This window comes from Enterococcus sp. AAFC-DPL-5146 (assembly GCF_058216635.1).
In genome coordinates, this window is the sequence record NZ_CM177103.1 from 1,078,335 (window position 1) to 1,095,797 (window position 17,463).

A 17,463-nucleotide genomic window follows, 5' to 3' on the forward strand; every position below is an offset into this window, starting at 1 on the left:
AAACAGAATAGCTTAACCTTAAATAATAAGGACTAAATTTTCTCAACTGTATATCATGAGAAAATTTAGACTTATTGTTGTGAAGGTGGACATTTGTTGCGAGACATAAAGAAAGGGAAGACTAAAAATGGCTTATCAGTTTAAATTACCAGATATTGGTGAAGGTATTGCAGAAGGCGAAATCGTAAAATGGTTTGTAAAAGCCGGCGATACAATCAATGAAGATGATACACTATTAGAAGTTCAAAACGATAAATCTGTAGAAGAGATTCCATCTCCAGTTACAGGAACAGTTAAATCAATCGTAGTACCAGAAGGAACAGTAGCAAATGTTGGAGATGTATTGATCGAAATCGATGCACCAGGACATCCTGAAAACGATGTTGCACCAGCAGCGGCTCCAGTACAAGAACAAACACCTGCACAACCTGCAGCGGTTCCAGCAGCAGATAATGGCGGTGGTGTTTTCCAATTCAAATTACCAGATATCGGTGAAGGTATTGCAGAAGGCGAAATCGTAAAATGGTTCGTTAAATCAGGCGATACAATCAATGAAGATGATACTTTATTAGAAGTTCAAAACGATAAATCTGTTGAAGAAATTCCTTCACCAGTTACAGGAACAGTTAAAAATATTGTTGTACCAGAAGGAACAGTAGCAAATGTTGGGGATGTATTGATTGAAATTGATGCACCAGGACACAACTCTACACCAGCAACAAGTGCTCCTGCTCAAACAGAACAAGCAGCACCTGCACCAGCAGCATCAACTGGTGTTGTAGCAGCGGCTAACCCAAATAAACGTGTTTTGGCTATGCCATCAGTACGTCAATTTGCTCGTGAAAAAGATGTAGATATCACACAAGTTACTCCAACTGGAAAAGGCGGACGTGTAACAAAAACTGATATTGAAAGCTTTATCTCAGGCGGTGGACAAGCAGCAGCTCCAGCACAAGCTGAACAAACTGCATCAACATCAGCAGCGACTGAAGCCACAGCAGCACCAAAAGCTCCTGCTAAACCATTTGTTTCTGATTTAGGCGAAGCTGAAACACGTGAAAAAATGACACCAACTCGTAAAGCAATTGCTAAAGCGATGGTTAACAGCAAACATACTGCACCTCACGTTACTTTACACGATGAAGTTGAAGTATCTAAATTATGGGATCACCGTAAGAAGTTTAAAGATGTTGCTGCTGCAAACGGCACAAAATTAACGTTCTTACCATATGTTGTTAAAGCATTAACTGCAACAGTTCAAAAATTCCCAATCTTGAATGCTTCAATTGATGATGCAGCACAAGAAATCGTTTATAAAAACTACTACAACATTGGTATCGCAACAGATACTGATCATGGTTTATATGTACCAAACGTTAAAAATGCTAATACTAAGAGCATGTTTGCAATCGCTGATGAAATCAACGAAAAAGCAGCTCTTGCAATTGAAGGTAAATTAACTGGTGCTGATATGCGTGATGGCTCTATCACAATCAGTAATATTGGTTCTGTTGGTGGCGGCTGGTTTACTCCAGTTATCAACTACCCTGAAGTTGCGATTTTAGGTGTTGGTACAATCGCTACACAACCAGTTGTAAATGCAGATGGTGAGATCGTTGTTGGTCGTGTGATGAAACTTTCAATGAGTTTTGATCACCGTATCGTTGATGGAGCAACTGCTCAAAAAGCAATGAACAACATCAAGCGTTTATTAGCTGATCCAGAATTACTATTAATGGAAGGATGATTATCAAATGGTAGTAGGAGATTTCGCTATTGATTTAGATACAGTCGTAATTGGTTCAGGCCCTGGAGGATATGTTGCAGCGATTCGTGCTGCTGAAATGGGTCAAAAAGTTGCGATTATTGAGCGTGAGTTTATCGGCGGTGTATGTTTAAACGTTGGATGTATTCCTTCTAAAGCATTGATCGCAGCTGGACATCATTACCAAGAATCATTAGATTCAACATTGTTTGGTGTAACAACTAAAGGTGTGGAACTAGACTTTACGAAAACACAAGATTGGAAAGACAACCAAGTTGTTAATTCATTAACAAGCGGTGTTGGTTTCCTTATGAAAAAACATAAAATCGAAGTGATTGAAGGAGAAGCTTTCTTTGTTGATGAAAACACATTACGTGTGATTCATCCGGATTCAGCTCAAACATACTCTTTCAATAATGCGATTGTAGCAACAGGTTCTCGCCCAATCGAAATCCCAGGATTTAAATTTGGTGGACGTGTCTTAGATTCAACAGGCGGTTTGAACTTGAAAGAAGTACCTAAGAAATTTGTTATCATCGGTGGCGGAGTTATCGGTGCAGAATTAGGTGGCGCATATGCTAACCTAGGTTCAGAAGTAACAATTTTAGAAGGTAGCCCTTCAATCTTACCAACGTATGAAAAAGATATGGTTAAACTTGTTACAGATGACTTTAAGAAGAAAAATGTAACAGTTGTAACCAAAGCGATGGCTAAAGAAGCAATCGACAACGGCGACAGCGTAACTGTAAAATATGAAGTAGACGGCAAAGAAGAATCAGTAACTGCTGACTATGTAATGGTAACAGTTGGACGTCGTCCAAACACTGATGATCTTGGTTTAGAACAAGCCGGTGTTGAAGTTGGCGAACGTGGCTTAGTTAAAGTTGACAAACAAGGTAGAACAAGTGTATCAAACATTTTTGCTATTGGAGATATCGTACCAGGTGCTGCTCTTGCTCATAAAGCAAGCTACGAAGCTAAAATTGCTGCAGAAGCAATTTCTGGTAAGAAAGTAGAAGTTGACTACAAAGCAATGCCTGCTGTAGCCTTCACTGATCCGGAATTAGCAAGTGTTGGTATGACAATTGCTGAAGCTAAAGAAGCGGGATTAGAAGCAACTGCTTATAAATTCCCATTTGCTGGTAACGGCCGTGCTATTTCTTTAGGTAAAACTGAAGGATTTGTACGCTTGGTTACTACTAACGAAGACAATGTAATTATCGGAGCACAAATCGGTGGAGTTGGCGCAAGTGATATGATTTCTGAATTATCATTAGCTGTTGAATCTGGCATGAATGCAGAAGATATCGCATTGACAATCCATCCACACCCATCTTTAGGGGAAATTACTATGGATGCTTCTGAGTTGGCTTTAGGTTTGCCAATTCATATTTAAATAGCATATTTGTCACACAAAGAAAGACCGAGCTGGCCAAGCTCGGTCTTTTGTTTTCTTTTTTATATAGAGCGTTATTTTAATTGGGTAAAATAGAAGATGATTTTTTTGTGTTATGATCTATATTTTGAAAATCCCTCTGAGAATGCTCATATCATAAGGGGGATTGTTGAGAAGAATAATTTGAAAACATTTCATTAGGAAAATAAAATTGATAACCGATTGTAATGTTAAATCTATTTAAACGACACAAGAATATGTTGAGATTTTGGTGTTATAGTTTTTGATAGATAGAAATTTAGAGGATTAAAAATTTTTTTGAAAGGATATTATAACACTTATGTTTTCTTTTATTCTTTTTTAGAGGGGATACTTACATTTATTTCTCCATGTATATTGCCTTTGCTTCCAGTGTATATTACGTACTTTTTAGGTTCAAATAACGAGAAAAGTAAAATTGATTCGTTAAGGAGAATTTTTTCATTATTTTTATTTGGTATTATTTTTGCCATCGGTTGGTCACCGTGTTTAGGTACTTTTTTTAGGAACAGCTTTACTAATTGCTTCACAACACGAAACAGTTCTTATTGGAGGATGGCTTTTATTTGTTTACCCCATGGGCTTAGCCCTACCGTTTATTCTATGTACTCTTTTCATTTACCCAACCTATAAATGAGCTTATAAATATGAAGACGGAAGATATCAAAAATATTTCTGATGAGGAAAAAAAGTGAGTACCACATTTACAATTAAGACACCTGAAGGATCGAAATTTCCGCAAAAAGTGGAAGTAGAGTATAAAATGAAGAATGATAAATGGATTATGCAAACGATTCAGCCGATAGCTGAATAATAAAATAAAAACATCGTCTGTTTCTAAAGAATTAAGTTATCCACTAACTTCTTTAAGAACAGACGATGTTTTTATTTTGTTTGAAATAGATAAGGTAAAAATGTTGAAAATTAACTTTTAAAGCTTGGTTGCGTTTATAAGTATTTAGTATAGAAAATTTTTTAATGATGCAACTCTTCATCATTTTGTTCGTCGATTCTATGAATCATTTCAAATAGTCCGCCATTTCCCTCGTCAAGTATTCTTTTAACTCTAGAAATAGTAGTTGTACTGCTTCCAGTAGCATCGGAGATATCACTATATGTTTTATTTAATAATAGTAATTTAGCAACTTCAAAACGTTGAATCAATGATTCTAGTTCTTTCAAGGTCATCAAGTCATCAAAATAATTGTAACAATCTTCCAGCGTTTCTAAGGCTAATAAAGTTCTGAAAAACTCATCACCATGACCATCTTGTATTTTTTCGATTTTCATAAAAACCTCCTTATCATGTAGGTAACAACGTCCCTTTTAATCAAATTGTATCAATCAACTCCAACTAGAATGAATTGAATAGTTCTTGCGAAGTGGATCATGAATCTTTTTTTGGGAATAAAAGTAGGGACAAGCATTTTCCATTATAAAACTATTTTATATTTTGTCCAGTAAATGTTCTGAAAAACTCCAATAAAGCTTTTTTTTTTTGAATTGAACAATTATTTAGAGGTATGTTGAAATTGAAGTAGTATATCGTTTGTAGAATATGGGATAAGAGAGAAAATAAAAAAATTGGAATAACATAAGCTATTCCAATAGAAAAATTAAAAATATTAAGTTATTTTATTTTTCTTATTTCATTAACAAATAAGAAAAACGTGATGTTAATTTAATCAAAAAGCTCTACAACACATAATATAATTGTTTCTTGGTTTTGTCAATACTGTTTTTTTATTTTTTTATTTTATTTTTTTATGTTATTGATATTGAGTTTTCGGAGTTAGGATATGTTCGCCGTCAAATTGCCGTCAAAATTAAAAGAATGGAGAAGTGATTTATGGTAAGAAAAGGAGAAAATATTTATAAACGAAAAGATGGTCGCTGGGAAGGAAGATATATTAAAGGAAGGAGAAGTGATGGACGTGCGGTTTATGGTTATGTCTACAATAGAAAGTATATGGCTGTTAAAGAAAAATTAGTAACGATGAAAGCCTTATACGCACATAATTATATGTTTAAAACAATTGTTTATCAAGGAACCCTCGGTGAGTGGGTTTCTTGTTGGCTGAGTGAGATACAAGAGCAATTAAAACCTAGCACCTATGCGAGTTACACAAATAAACTAACGAAACACATTCTTCCAACCTTAGGAGACCTTCCACTGCAATCAATCAAAACCAATGATTTAAATGAGTGGATCAAAAAAATAGAAAAACAATTATCGCCTAATTCTGTTCGGATTGTGTACCAAGTGTTGGTGTCTTGTTTCACTGCAGCTTCAAAACGAAAGTTGATTACAGAAAACCCTTGTAAACAGGTTACTTTGCCGAAAAAAACACCTGATAACATACACGCAATTACGCCAGAACAACAAAAGAAACTAAAGAAAAAAGCCGCTTCTCATCCTAAAGGATTAGCCATTATATTGGCATTAGAAACTGGAATGAGGATTGGAGAAATTTCAGGATTAAAGTGGGAAGACATTGATTTTTCAACAAATATTCTTAACGTCCAACGGACTGTTCAACGAATTCAACGGGTAAATGGAAGAAATAAAAAAACACAACTGATTGAAGGAACACCTAAGAGTAGCGCTTCTAAACGGGCCATTCCACTCTCTGAAAAACTAAGCCGGCTTTTAAAAAAACAAAAACAGAAAAATGGCGGAACCTTTGTTTTAGGTGGCGATAAACCAGCAGAACCTCGCCTGATCTCCCATTGGTTGAAAAAAATATGTCAAAGTATTCAGCTGAAAAAGATTCGTTTCCATCAACTTAGACATAGTTTTGCGACGCGTTGCTTAGAAAAAGGCGTGAATATAGCAACGATTAGTGCTTTATTAGGTCATCATTCTATCAAAATGACCTTAGATATTTATGTTAGTTCGTTTATGTCTGATAAAAGAAAAGCGGTTCAATTAATTAGTTAAGACGCTTCACTTTCCAAAAATGATACTGTTTTGGGAGTGATGGTCTTTTTTTTCGTTTTCATTTAACGTTCCTTAAAAATAACAAACGTTTCATTTTGATGAAGGCTACATGTTTCTATAAGAAAGAGTAGTCTATTTTAAGCCGTCAATTTTTCCGTCATAGGTGTATTTACTTGCTTGAATAGCTGAGGTTGGATGGTTTCTCTTATTTGTTAATGAAACAAGAAAAAATAGTTGAAAATTCAATAGGAGGAAGTTATATGGATCGTAGTATTGGCATTTTACATATCAGTAATCAGTTTGAACATAGCAATAATATAGGTTTATTAATAGAAAAAACGCTCAATGAACAACATTTTTCATTTATTGACATTACAGAAAAAGAACAGGTAGAACGAGTAGATGGTTTGATTATTAATATAGAAAACTCATCCGACTATGTCAAAGCATTTCAATGGTTAATTGATTTGGAAGACAATCACTCCTTATTTATTTGGGTTCTCTGTAAAGATAAAGAATCAGAATTAATCAAACTGTATCCTCACTTGAGTAAAAATTCGGTGATAGACATTGTTGAAAGGGATGAAGAGAAGGAGACACTAGGTATCGCAATCAAAAATGCGATGAACTACAAAGACCACTTATTAAAAGGTGCAGAAAGAACAAACACGTCGAGTAGTCATTTTCTAGATCCCTTAAAATTAAGTCTCACTATTCATAATGAAAGCATAGCATTAACCAGAATAGAATTCAAACTGATTCAATTATTGTATGAAAATATCGAAAACGTGGTTACGTATAAGGAGATAAACAACGTGATATATGGTGATACTGCTGATGAAAAAACGGCGAAGTATAAATTAGCGAATATTATTTTTCATATCAGAAATAAATTAAAGGAACAAACGTATTTTGAAATTGAAATTATTCGGACAAAAGGCTATCTTCTGACCTGTTCGGAAAATGATTGAAGGAATGGTTTTTTATAAGAAAGCAACAAAAAAAGCTAGGTGCTGTGAGTGACTTTTACACAGATAAGGAAGTGTAAAGAGTATATAGGAACCTAAATAATTATGTAAAGAAATGGATGGCTAAATGTGTGAAAGAGAAAAAGAATTATTATCAAAATTATCGAAACTATTATCTCTGTGAAATAGTCCTTTTAATTGGTTGGATCATGAACGGCGTGTTCTTTTCAACCTTTTATGAACAAGCGGTGTTTTATATTGATAAAAAAGCCAAGTTTATTATTCAGTTGTTGTTTCTGGTGAATTACTACTTTGATGATCTTTTGAAGTACTTGCTCGCGGCTTTTGTTTTGATGACGTTAAATGTCTTGTTGCTATTGATGTTTCACCTCCAAAACAAACGAGAAGAACGCCAGGAAAAAGCACGGTACTATTCGATGATTGTTTTCATAGTGATTATTGTGATCAGTGCTAGTGCGTTATTGAGAACGATTGTTTGGCCACTGTTCTTAGTACTATTCATCGCTTCTTTGACCATTGTTTATATCATATACGTCATTACGAACTATATACAAGAAGAAAAGGACGAGTCCTATGAAGAAAATGCAGTCGTCAAAACAAAAGGCCCTTTTCAAACGAAAGAAGAAGCTGAAGCCTATACTACAGAATTTTTAGCACATTGGACAGGCTACTTTGAAAAGAAAGGCTACCGCCTAAGCAATCATCTGACCTGTGATGAAAAAAAGGAATGGCATATTGCCTTTACGGTTCAGTTGATTAAATAAGAATAAATATTTAGTAGTTAGGAGAAACCTTATCCATGAAAAAAATGAGTGTTATCTATGCATCCCTTTTTTGTATCTTTTCCATCTTTTTCTTTGCTGATCACGTAATGGCCGCAGAGGGGGATGATAATTTAGGGTATACGGTCACTTTGGTGCAATCGAATACTCAGATAGATCCCAGTAAAAGCTATTTTTATGTAAAAACCAAACCAGGGGAAGCCCAAACCTTGGAAGTTAGAATAAAAAGCACGAAAAAAGAGCCTGTCCACATAAAGATTTATGGAACAAATGCCATTACAGGAGACGGTGGGACGATTGAATACAGTGAGGATAAAACCGACTATGACTCCACATTGAAATCACCAATAACATCAATGATCAAAGTACAAACACCAGACATCACTGTTGGCAATTATGAAGAAAAAACGGTGAAGATAAACGTCACACCGCCGAAAGAAACGTATGATGGGGTGAAAATGGGTGCCTTAGTTTTTGCCTTAGATCAAGGAAAAGAAGCGAAAAGTGGTGTATCAACAGAATTTTCTTATCGGGTAGGACTAATCACGTCAGAAACAGGAGACGAATTCAATGATGCCCAAACGTTGAATTTAAACTCAGTAAAAGCGTCCATCAAACGTGGGAAAAAAATGGTGTTAGCCAATTTACAAAATCCTGAATCGAAAGTATTAGAAAACTTAAGTATTGTGGCGACTATGACGAAAAAAGGGACAGGTGAAGTGGTCAAAAAAAAATCTGTCGAAAATTATAGTATGGCTCCTAATAGTGTGTTTGATTTTGAAATGGACTGGGGAATCGCTGCTCTCCCATCAGGGACGTATACCTTAAAGTTAGATGCATCCAATGACTACCAGGAATGGCAATTAAGTAAAGAATTCACGATTACCAACCAACAATCTAAAAAAATGAATGAAGAAAGTGCCTTTAAAATAATTACGCCTATCTGGATCAAAGGGGCAACGGTTTTCTTGATTTTAGCGACTATTACGATTCTATCTTGGATTCTTTTAAGAAGAAAAATATGGGAGAAACAATGGAAGAAAATCAGAATAGCCAAACGAAAAAAACAAGGGAACCCAAAAGAGAAAAGTAAAAAACAAGGAAATCCAAAGGAGAAAAGAAAAAAAATCCGTAGAAAAGAAGGGGAATAACCATGAAAAAGCAGTCCATTCTTTGGTCGTTCTTTGTTGTGTTATCTGTAGGTTTCGCGTTGTTCAGTCAAACATCCAATGTGTTTGCCGAGGAAGACAAAACCGAAACAGGGATTTCTTTTGGTCAATTTGTCGAACCAGATAGCCCAAAACCACCGATCTATGAAACCAAACCAGGGGATTATCCCAATACGAATGGTGCATTACCTCATTTGGGACAACTAATGACCTCCTTCATTTTATTATTATTGGGGGTTACCTGCTTGATTGTGTTTTTAGGTGTCATCAGTTTACGTAAAGTCTACAGCATAAATCTATAGGAGGAGAATATGACAGATTATTTATGGGTTTATATATTGGGAGGCGTAGCCTCAAGTGGTCTACTATTTTTTCTAGGGACCCTGTCCAGAGATGTATTTTTAGTGAAAAAGCTAAGAAAAAAACGACTCGATTTAGTGTTTAATTTCAGTCTATTAGCAGTATCAATCACAAGTATAGGGCTAATTATTTATTTATTCGTCTTACTAAAAGATCAAATCAAATTAATCGGCTAGTGTCGAAATAACCGCATTATTTTGTGAACAATTTATAACAGTAACTGTCGCTAATTTTATTTACGCCAAATAAGAAAGGTGATTAAACTATGAAAAAAATACTATTTACAGTACTACTTGCGTCATCAGCAGTGATGATTTTCGCAAAACCTGCGAATGCAGAAGAAGTAGGCAATGAGCAAACAGACTTAGGGATTCGTTTTGATACGGATGGCCCAGTAAAACCAGGACAAGGACCTTTTAAAGATAACTTATCCTTGGTTTTTACACCATCTAAATTTGACTTTGGTCGTCAAACAGCAACAGCAAATATTGCTACATACAGCAATACTGTAGCCGGAGATCAATACATTGTTGTCAATGATGACAGACAAGTAGCAGAAACAGGCAACGGTGGAAACGACGGCGGTGAAAGTGGCAGCGGTGAAACAAGAGCTGAAGCAACGACTTCTGCTTGGAAAGTGACTGCAACAATGTCTGCGTTAGTTTCTAAAGATGAGTCTGCTACAGAATTGCCATCAAAACTAACCTTTACGTTAGAAGATCCTCAATCTTACGATATTGGTGAAGTTGATCCAGATATAAATGACTACCTACCAAATCCAATTGAAGGAAACCTATCACCTCTTTCTGGTCCAAACAATATCGACGTTAGTAACAGTGTAACGTTAGAAGCTGGAAATAATACTGCGACCAATATCATGTCTAAAACGAAAGCAGATTCGGATAAAGGCGGTTTTGCGACTAAGTTAAAAGATACTAAATTAGTTGTAACTACAGGAACAGGCGCTGCAGGTAAAGCATTTAAAGGTAGCGTTAATTGGAGTCTTGACAACACATACTAAAAAATAAAAGAGACTGAGAAGCGATTCTCGAATGATAGCCCAGTCTCCTTGAATCCAGATAAAAGTAAATAGATTGGTTGACAGTTACTGTTATAAATTGTTCACAGAAATAATGTGTTCCACAGAAATTCAACGACTCATTTTTATAGAAAGGTGGATCAGAAAATGAAAAAAAAATCTATAGGACTCTTCTTAATAGTGCTTTTTATGGCGATGTTTTTTGATCCCATTACAAGTGTTGCAAAACAAGAGTCTTCTAATTTAATAGACGGATTGTCTTATGAAATTTTATATCCTGAGAATCAAAAAAATAAAAATCTAGGGTATTTTGATCTGACCATGAAGCCAGGACAAGAACAAATAGTTTCTCTCAAATTATATAATTCACTATCCAAAGAATTGACGGTACAACTACGACTAAACACAGCAAAAACCAACAGTATTGGAAAAGTTGAATATGGGCCTAATGAGTTAAAGAAAGATGCGTCATTAACCAATGATTTCATCGACATAGTTAAAGGACCAGAGAAAGTAGTCATTCCTCCAAAAAGTGATAAGCAAGTTGATCTGACAATCACCGTCCCAAAAACAATCACTAATGGATTGATTGCAGGAGGGCTTCAATTACAGCCAGTAGATAACAAAGAAGCAAAGGGACAAGGGAAAAAAGACGTTGTGGTAAACGAATTTGCTTTTTTGATGGGTGTGTTAGTAAGAGTGGGCGAGACGAATGGGATAAAGCCAGAGCTAAAACTAAATAAAACCTACATAGCCTTTAAAGAAGGGAACAGTCATCTTTTTATTAATCTATCCAATAGCCAACCTGTATATTTAGAGGATATAAGTATCAATGTGCAAGTAAGAAAAGCCAATAAACAAAAAATCTTATTTGAGTACACAAAAAAAGAGATGAGAATGGCGCCAAACTCAATGATTGATTTTCCTATTGATTTAGCGGATAAAGGGTTAACCGCAGGAGAATATACAGCTAAGATTGATGTTTCTTCAAAAAAAGGCGGACATTGGTCTTGGACCGATGATTTTACGATTAATACGTTGGAAGCGAAGAATATTAATCAACAACTTATAGAAAATAAAACAGATAATAAAAGAACAATCTGGTTGTTTTTCTTTATTTTGTTAGTGAGCGTTCTTCTCTTCGTTTTAAGTTATAAAGTAGTGAAGCACAAAAGAGTGAATGAAAGAAAATAATCATGAGTGCCTCTTTTTTATGAACGAAATTGAATCCACACTAAGACTTTTCCTTTCCATTCAGTAATCTACTACAGCTTAATAAGTGACAACGGTATAGAGGAGAAGATGTGATGAATATCGGGTAGGCCTTTGAAGATAAAGAAGAAAGGAAAAGAAAATGACTAACACTAAAACAAAAATACTATGGACCCTTATTGGAATGAGCGTAATTTGTGGACTAGTGATTAATGCAGTTTATAAGCCAACCACTCCCATATCAGCTAAAACTGAAAATAGGGTAAAGAAAACAGATGTAAAAAATTCATTAAAATCAGTAGAGAAAAGCAGCGATTTAACAAAAAATCTAGATCCAGTAGAAAATGAGGAGGGGCTAAAAGCAACACCTAGAGTGCTAACTTTAGAACAAAACGCCTCTTTCCCAGATATTAATAGTGACGCAGGACTTACGGAACTCTTTTCTGAACAGATTATCCCTCATCCGGAATCTGGTGCGACATATAAATATGTAGACGCAGAAGGAGTACCTGTTACTCCCAATAGTGAGCAGGTTGGTTTCCAAACGATTTATGTAGACATTACTGAAAAGCATACCCAAAGTAGTATTCGTGTCCCTATACCGGTAACCGTTACCGATATAGGAACGTCTTTATTAATGGGCAATCAAGTAGCGCTCCAAACAGACAATACGGATGGGAAAATCATTTTGTATCCAGTAGAAACAGCGAATAAAACAGAAGAGCAATTACAGGAATTAGTAAAGGAGAAATCAAATGTAAAAGCTTGGAAAATGGAAGATGGCACATCAGTTCCGGTAAATGTTATCAAAACAACGATCTGGAAAGCTCCAAGTGGTATATATGTTGATACATACGAAGCGGATTTCGAAATTACGCTAGGCTCTGGTGAAGAACAGCAAAAAGATTCTGTCTCAAAAGAGGTGCTCATATTTGGTGCCAATATAAACTATCCTTATTATTTTACAGTAGATCAAAATAAAGAATTGGAAATGGGAACGGTTGGGGAAAATATATTTTCAAACTACCAGTCTGTAAACGATTATTATGCTGATAGTTCTACCTATGAATGGGTCAAAAATCAGGCAGGCGATCCCACGGAGCCTGTAAATAAATATGATACTAGTCAAACTGGATTTCACTGGGGTTATATTAAAATGACTGACAAGGAGCATACAGCTATATCAACAGTTATCCCTGTACCGATTACAGTGACTTTAGATAGTAAAACTTTTATTATACAGTCAGAAATAGGAATGAGTTTTAATAATTTACCAATTATGAATGCAAGTGAGATTAAGGGGAAAACAGATCCCCAGATCATCCAACTAGTAACAAAAAAATTAAAACCAAAAGCTTGGAAATTAACTACAGGACAAGAATTGGAGGCACCAATTACCACCTCAATGATTAGTAACTCCAGTAGAGGTACTAAAGAAGTAACGACTACTATCACCTTAGACCAAGAAGTATGGACCTATTCATTTGATGTCTTAGTTCTTCCAGATCAGATATTTGGAGATGATCCGACAGAAGGCTGGAGAAATATTCCTTTAAATTCTACTGATGGGGTTATTACTAATCCCTTAAATGATTCTAAGATAGGTTTTCCAGAAAGAGGAATTTCTGTGGCTGCTAATAAAAGTGAATTAGGATTTATTGTTAAAGATAGATATAACAAAGGATATGTTTATACCTCACCTCGTGGTTCTGGTGAGGGAAGAGTGTCAGATATTCCTGGAGTAAATAATACCGTTTTATATGGAGATACTTGGGATAGATGGAATGGCATAGGTTGGGAAGGGATTGTTCCTAGAATCACATCTCAATATTTTCTACGAAAAGGTAACCAGCTAAAGCAAATTTTAATAGATGAAGACAATGAGATTCTCTATGTATATAATTTATCTTTAAATCGAAATTTGAACTTTGCTATCCAGTTAGACATGTATAATATTTCTAACACAACAAAGAATTTGTCAATGTTGGAGAGTGTAGATACAGATTACTATGATGATTATGTACCAATTTATGCTTTAGGAAATAACAGTGGGTTCTATATGGAGCCTTCTAAAGGAAAAAGATTCACGATTAGATTAAAAGATTCACGAGGGAATTGGTTATCAGACTATAAAAAATATGTGGCTGGATACATTGGTACGAATGGTGTTGCAAATGCTAGCAACTATTTTCATGATGATTTTTCTGGTTCAGGATCTGAAAGTGTGAATTATGATGCTGGACAAATTATTTCAGAATCAGGCACTGATACAGGCTATCAATTAGGTGCGCCATGGAAAGATATTGCACCAGATGATGCACTAAAAACAGGATACGAGATTTTTGCTGGTGATGAACTTCCCTATATGGAAATAAAAGCTAAGCCAGAAGTGTTCAATGTTTATCCAGACTATGTTGAAAATACTACATCTAGTTATAAGTTGAGTAAAATACCTACAGCCACAGATCATGGAACCATCTATGTGACGTATCCTAATGGTAAAGAGGTCACAACACCTTTTACCTCGAATAGCAAAAAAGAATTTGATAGTTCGTTAACTATCCCAAGAGCTGAATTGCCAGAGAAACTCAATGAAGAGCCTGGGACAATCAAAAGTTATGATACCTCTATATTAGCAATTAATGAGGCAGACGGACCCTATAATGGGCTACCTTCAAAAGACTATGCGGTAAAAGTTCAGGTGTATAATCTTGGTGCTAAGCCAATCCCGCAAATTATTCAAAAAGGGAAAAAATTTAATAAAAAAGCTTCAGGAATCGTTCAAGATAAGGTGATACTCCCAGGTCATAAAGCTTCATACGAGTACGAAGGAGACATGCCAGATACGTCAACGGTAGGTTTGAAGAGTGTCATGGTTCGTATGACGGATACCAACCAGCCAGACAAAACAACGTTGATTAAAGTGCCAGTACAAGTGATTGATGAAACACCGCCATCTAGTGGGCTTTATATCGCAGCTAATGATTTCAACAGTTCACCTGAACCGTTTCAAAATCTGACTGAAAGTGAAGTTAATCAATTGATCCTTGATAAATCTGAAGCTTTTGCGTGGGAGCTTGAGACGGGTTCAAGTAAAGATATCACTCTTTCAGTAGAATCAACGACGTTAACGCCAAATCCTACACAAGGAAGCTACACAGCGACACTTAAAGCAACGAAAGGTTCAGAAACAATCGAAAAAACAATTACTATTGATATTCAAAGTAATCAAAAAGTAAATGTTGAATTTGTAGATGAAACAGGCGAGCCATTACATGATAAAATCACTTTCGACAAAACAATTGGAACAACAATTGATCTAACGGAAGAAAAAGACGTACAAAAAACGATTCAATCCATTCTGGATAAAAACTATCAATTAGTGAACAAGCCAGAAAACGAAAACGAGGTTCCCGTCACAAGTGAAGAAAGTACGGTTCAATACCAATTTAAAGGGAAGCTGTTCGTACAATCGTCACCCAAATTCTTGAATTTTGGTCGGAAAACATTAGGAATCCCTTTTATAAAAGTTGAAAAAGCGAAGTATGACAAACCATTAATTGTTTGGGATAATCGTAAAACTGGCGGTGCGTGGGATTTAACAGCAACCTTGAAGAAACCATTAACCAGCCAAGAAGACCCAAGTAAAATTCTTCCATCTGCGATTCGGTATAAGATCAATGATTCTGAAACGGTGGTTTTATCAGAAAATACCACCCAATCAATCGCAGAAAGAACCCACAAAACCAAAGGACAATACAATGTAAGCGATGAGTGGGATAAAAACGAATCAGGCTTGCTATTGGAAGTGCCATCAGGGGAAGTGTTACAGCCAGGTGGCTATAGAGCAACCATTTTATGGCAAGTAGAACAAACACCTTAAATGAGAATAAATGAAAAAGTTTCGCCCCAATTATTAAATGGTGGGCGAAACTTTTTCTAATATGCTGATGTTTGCTTTAAAAGTATCAAACTGCTTCTTACTTAGAAAGTATTTTCACTAAAGTGTATTGTTTTTTCCCTTTTCTCACAATAATAAATTTTCCATCAAAACTATCCTCTGCAGTAACCACAAAGTCTAACTCTTTCATTCGATCACCATTGATTGAAATTGCACCATTTGAGATGTCTTCTCTAGCTTGTCGTTTAGAAGGTTCAATACCTAGCTCAATCAGCCAATCCACAATATTTTGATCAAGAGATGCTGTTTCAACGGTAGGCATGTTTTTAAACCCTTCTTCAATTTGTTTAGCTGTAAGAGTTTTTACATTTCCAGAAAACAAAGCTTCTGAAATAGCTAAGGCATCATTTAAATCAGCTTCACTATGAACAAATTTCGTCATTTCTGCGGCTAATACTCGTTGAGCTTCACGTAAGTGTGGTTCTGTTTGTACTTTTACTTCTAAGGCATCAATTTCTTCTTTTGTTAGGAACGTAAAGAATTTTAAGTATTTGATTACATCACGGTCATCTTGATTTACCCAGAATTGGTAGAATTCGTAAGGTGTTGTTTTTTCTGGATCAAGCCAAACAGCACCGCCAGCTGTTTTACCAAATTTTGTTCCATCTGCTTTTAGCATCAATGGAATCGTTAAACCAAATGCTTTTGCATCTGCGCCTTCTTTTTTACGAATCAAATCTAAACCAGCTGTGATATTTCCCCATTGATCTGCTCCACCGATTTGCATACGAACGTTATTGTTTTGGAACAAGTGTAAAAAGTCCATAGATTGTAGGATTTGGTAAGTAAACTCTGTAAATGAAATCCCAGTTTCTAACCGGCTTGCTACTATATCTTTAGCAAGCATAGTATTTATATTGAAGAATTTACCGTAATCTCTTAAGAAATCTAAAAGAGTGAGGTTGTGTGTCCAGTCGTAGTTGTTTACGAGCGTTAATGTATTGTCAGTATCTACAGCAAATAGTTTTTCCATTTGTCTTGTTAAAGAATCCACATTGTGTTGAACAGTTTCCATTGTTTGTAATTGACGTTCTGTTGTTCGTCCACTAGGATCTCCAATTGTTCCAGTTGCTCCACCAATCAAAATAAACGGATGGTGTCCAAACGCTTGGAATCTTTTTAACATCATAAAAGGAATCAAGTGCCCGATATGCATGCTATCTCCTGTAGGATCAACACCGCAATATAGTGAAATGCTCTCGGTTTCAACGTATTCACGTAAACCTTCGCTATCTGTTTGTTGGTTGATGGCGCCACGCCACTCTAATTCATCAATAATGTTTGTCATGTTTTTTCTTCCTCTCCTAAATAAAATAAAAAACGCCCCATAGGCTAACAGCCTATGGGACGAACTTCTCCGTGTTACCACCCAAATTGTATATGAAAAATCATATACCTCTCAAATCTGTATCGTAGATAGACGCCTACTTACGGTAGGAAACTAAAAGTGTAATTCACAAATAATGTATATGCCAACTCTCACTAAATGCTGACTCTCTGAAATAGGGACATCTTTGCTACTTCGCTTTATTAACGTTTGATATGTTATTTTGTAGTCATTCTACGACAAACAGGTCAACTTGTCAAATTCTTCTTTTTTCTTTTTATTATGTTTAAATGAAGTATTTCTCATTTTGACAGCATTCATTTTAATCTAGGTTAATTGAAATAGATAAGGGGACAGAAGAATTTCTAACAATTGCAAATAGCTCTTTTACAAAAAAGCTGCTATAGCTCTTTTTTTATACTCGGATACTTTATCGCAGTGACGCGTTGACACGCCATATAGAGTATAAAAATGTTAAATAAC

Annotated in this window: 15 protein-coding genes and 1 other annotated feature; of the genes, 12 read left to right on the forward strand and 3 right to left on the reverse strand. The window is 35.6% G+C overall.

The genetic code is table 11. The annotated features are described in order from the left end of the window. Positions 1-127: 127 nt before the first annotated feature. Entirely contained in the window at positions 128-1,747 is a 1,620-nt protein-coding gene (locus AC4BB2_RS04885) for a dihydrolipoyllysine-residue acetyltransferase (RefSeq protein ID WP_490474309.1), read from the forward strand. A 7-nt stretch (positions 1,748-1,754) separates the two neighbouring features. After that, entirely contained in the window at positions 1,755-3,161 is a 1,407-nt protein-coding gene (lpdA, locus tag AC4BB2_RS04890; RefSeq protein WP_490474310.1) for a dihydrolipoyl dehydrogenase, read from the forward strand. 350 nt (positions 3,162-3,511) lie between these two features. Here the strand turns inward: lpdA and AC4BB2_RS04895 are convergent, their stop codons facing one another. Next, positions 3,512-3,673 carry a hypothetical protein gene (locus AC4BB2_RS04895; protein ID WP_490474311.1) on the reverse strand — a complete coding sequence of 54 codons (162 nt, stop codon included), beginning with the start codon at positions 3,671-3,673 and terminating at the stop codon, positions 3,512-3,514. Between the two features lie 218 nt (positions 3,674-3,891). Between AC4BB2_RS04895 and AC4BB2_RS04900 the strand changes: the two genes are divergently transcribed. Further along, on the forward strand, positions 3,892-4,014 hold the full coding sequence (locus AC4BB2_RS04900) for a hypothetical protein (RefSeq protein WP_490474312.1): 123 nt from the start codon (positions 3,892-3,894) through the stop codon (positions 4,012-4,014). Between the two features lie 161 nt (positions 4,015-4,175). Here AC4BB2_RS04900 and AC4BB2_RS04905 read toward each other — a convergent pair whose 3' ends face one another. Continuing rightward, positions 4,176-4,490 (reverse strand): YerC/YecD family TrpR-related protein, encoded by a 315-nt coding sequence (locus tag AC4BB2_RS04905; RefSeq protein ID WP_490474313.1) that lies wholly within the window; start codon positions 4,488-4,490, stop codon positions 4,176-4,178. Positions 4,491-5,049: 559 nt separating this feature from the next. On the opposite strand from AC4BB2_RS04905, the gene AC4BB2_RS04910 reads away from it, so the two are divergent. The 9 genes from AC4BB2_RS04910 to AC4BB2_RS04950 all read left to right on the forward strand — a co-directional run bounded on the left by AC4BB2_RS04910 (position 5,050) and on the right by AC4BB2_RS04950 (position 15,575). Beyond that, entirely contained in the window at positions 5,050-6,141 is a 1,092-nt protein-coding gene (locus tag AC4BB2_RS04910; RefSeq protein WP_490474314.1) for a tyrosine-type recombinase/integrase, read from the forward strand. A 260-nt stretch (positions 6,142-6,401) separates the two neighbouring features. Next, the gene (locus tag AC4BB2_RS04915) at positions 6,402-7,112 is read left to right on the forward strand and encodes a winged helix-turn-helix domain-containing protein (protein WP_490474315.1); all 711 of its coding nucleotides are present in this window, start codon (positions 6,402-6,404) and stop codon (positions 7,110-7,112) included. Between the two features lie 128 nt (positions 7,113-7,240). Next, positions 7,241-7,894 (forward strand): hypothetical protein, encoded by a 654-nt coding sequence (locus tag AC4BB2_RS04920; RefSeq protein WP_490474316.1) that lies wholly within the window; start codon positions 7,241-7,243, stop codon positions 7,892-7,894. A gap of 35 nt (positions 7,895-7,929) precedes the next feature. Further along, a complete protein-coding gene (locus tag AC4BB2_RS04925) occupies positions 7,930-9,063 on the forward strand; it encodes a WxLIP family cell surface protein (protein ID WP_490474317.1) in 1,134 nt (377 codons plus the stop codon). Between the two features lie 2 nt (positions 9,064-9,065). Beyond that, a complete protein-coding gene (locus AC4BB2_RS04930; protein ID WP_490474318.1) occupies positions 9,066-9,383 on the forward strand; it encodes a hypothetical protein in 318 nt (105 codons plus the stop codon). 9 nt (positions 9,384-9,392) lie between these two features. Continuing rightward, complete coding sequence (locus AC4BB2_RS04935; protein ID WP_490474319.1) at positions 9,393-9,617, forward strand: hypothetical protein; 225 nt, start codon at positions 9,393-9,395, stop codon at positions 9,615-9,617. 89 nt (positions 9,618-9,706) lie between these two features. Further along, entirely contained in the window at positions 9,707-10,462 is a 756-nt protein-coding gene (locus AC4BB2_RS04940) for a hypothetical protein (protein ID WP_490474320.1), read from the forward strand. Positions 10,463-10,627: 165 nt separating this feature from the next. After that, a complete protein-coding gene (locus AC4BB2_RS04945; protein WP_490474321.1) occupies positions 10,628-11,674 on the forward strand; it encodes a WxLIP family cell surface protein in 1,047 nt (348 codons plus the stop codon). A gap of 160 nt (positions 11,675-11,834) precedes the next feature. Then, positions 11,835-15,575 (forward strand): MucBP domain-containing protein, encoded by a 3,741-nt coding sequence (locus AC4BB2_RS04950; protein ID WP_490474322.1) that lies wholly within the window; start codon positions 11,835-11,837, stop codon positions 15,573-15,575. A gap of 97 nt (positions 15,576-15,672) precedes the next feature. On the opposite strand, the gene tyrS is transcribed toward AC4BB2_RS04950, so the two are convergent. Then, positions 15,673-16,941 carry a tyrosine--tRNA ligase gene (gene tyrS / locus AC4BB2_RS04955; RefSeq protein ID WP_490474323.1) on the reverse strand — a complete coding sequence of 423 codons (1,269 nt, stop codon included), beginning with the start codon at positions 16,939-16,941 and terminating at the stop codon, positions 15,673-15,675. A gap of 52 nt (positions 16,942-16,993) precedes the next feature. Beyond that, positions 16,994-17,196, reverse strand: a binding site (T-box leader). Positions 17,197-17,463: the final 267 nt, after the last annotated feature.

Bases quoted from the DNA above. Each gene is read 5' to 3' on its own strand.
- AC4BB2_RS04935 (WP_490474319.1), top strand. From the start codon at position 9,393: ATGACAGATTATTTATGGGTTTATATATTGGGAGGCGTAGCCTCAAGT.
- lpdA (WP_490474310.1), top strand. From the start codon at position 1,755: ATGGTAGTAGGAGATTTCGCTATTGATTTAGATACAGTCGTAATTGGT.
- AC4BB2_RS04950 (WP_490474322.1), top strand. From the start codon at position 11,835: ATGACTAACACTAAAACAAAAATACTATGGACCCTTATTGGAATGAGC.
- AC4BB2_RS04930 (WP_490474318.1), top strand. From the start codon at position 9,066: ATGAAAAAGCAGTCCATTCTTTGGTCGTTCTTTGTTGTGTTATCTGTA.
- AC4BB2_RS04905 (WP_490474313.1), bottom strand. From the start codon at position 4,490: ATGAAAATCGAAAAAATACAAGATGGTCATGGTGATGAGTTTTTCAGA.
- AC4BB2_RS04915 (WP_490474315.1), top strand. From the start codon at position 6,402: ATGGATCGTAGTATTGGCATTTTACATATCAGTAATCAGTTTGAACAT.
- AC4BB2_RS04940 (WP_490474320.1), top strand. From the start codon at position 9,707: ATGAAAAAAATACTATTTACAGTACTACTTGCGTCATCAGCAGTGATG.
- AC4BB2_RS04925 (WP_490474317.1), top strand. From the start codon at position 7,930: ATGAAAAAAATGAGTGTTATCTATGCATCCCTTTTTTGTATCTTTTCC.
- AC4BB2_RS04895 (WP_490474311.1), bottom strand. From the start codon at position 3,673: ATGGCAAAAATAATACCAAATAAAAATAATGAAAAAATTCTCCTTAAC.
- AC4BB2_RS04945 (WP_490474321.1), top strand. From the start codon at position 10,628: ATGAAAAAAAAATCTATAGGACTCTTCTTAATAGTGCTTTTTATGGCG.
- AC4BB2_RS04910 (WP_490474314.1), top strand. From the start codon at position 5,050: ATGGTAAGAAAAGGAGAAAATATTTATAAACGAAAAGATGGTCGCTGG.
- AC4BB2_RS04885 (WP_490474309.1), top strand. From the start codon at position 128: ATGGCTTATCAGTTTAAATTACCAGATATTGGTGAAGGTATTGCAGAA.
- tyrS (WP_490474323.1), bottom strand. From the start codon at position 16,941: ATGACAAACATTATTGATGAATTAGAGTGGCGTGGCGCCATCAACCAA.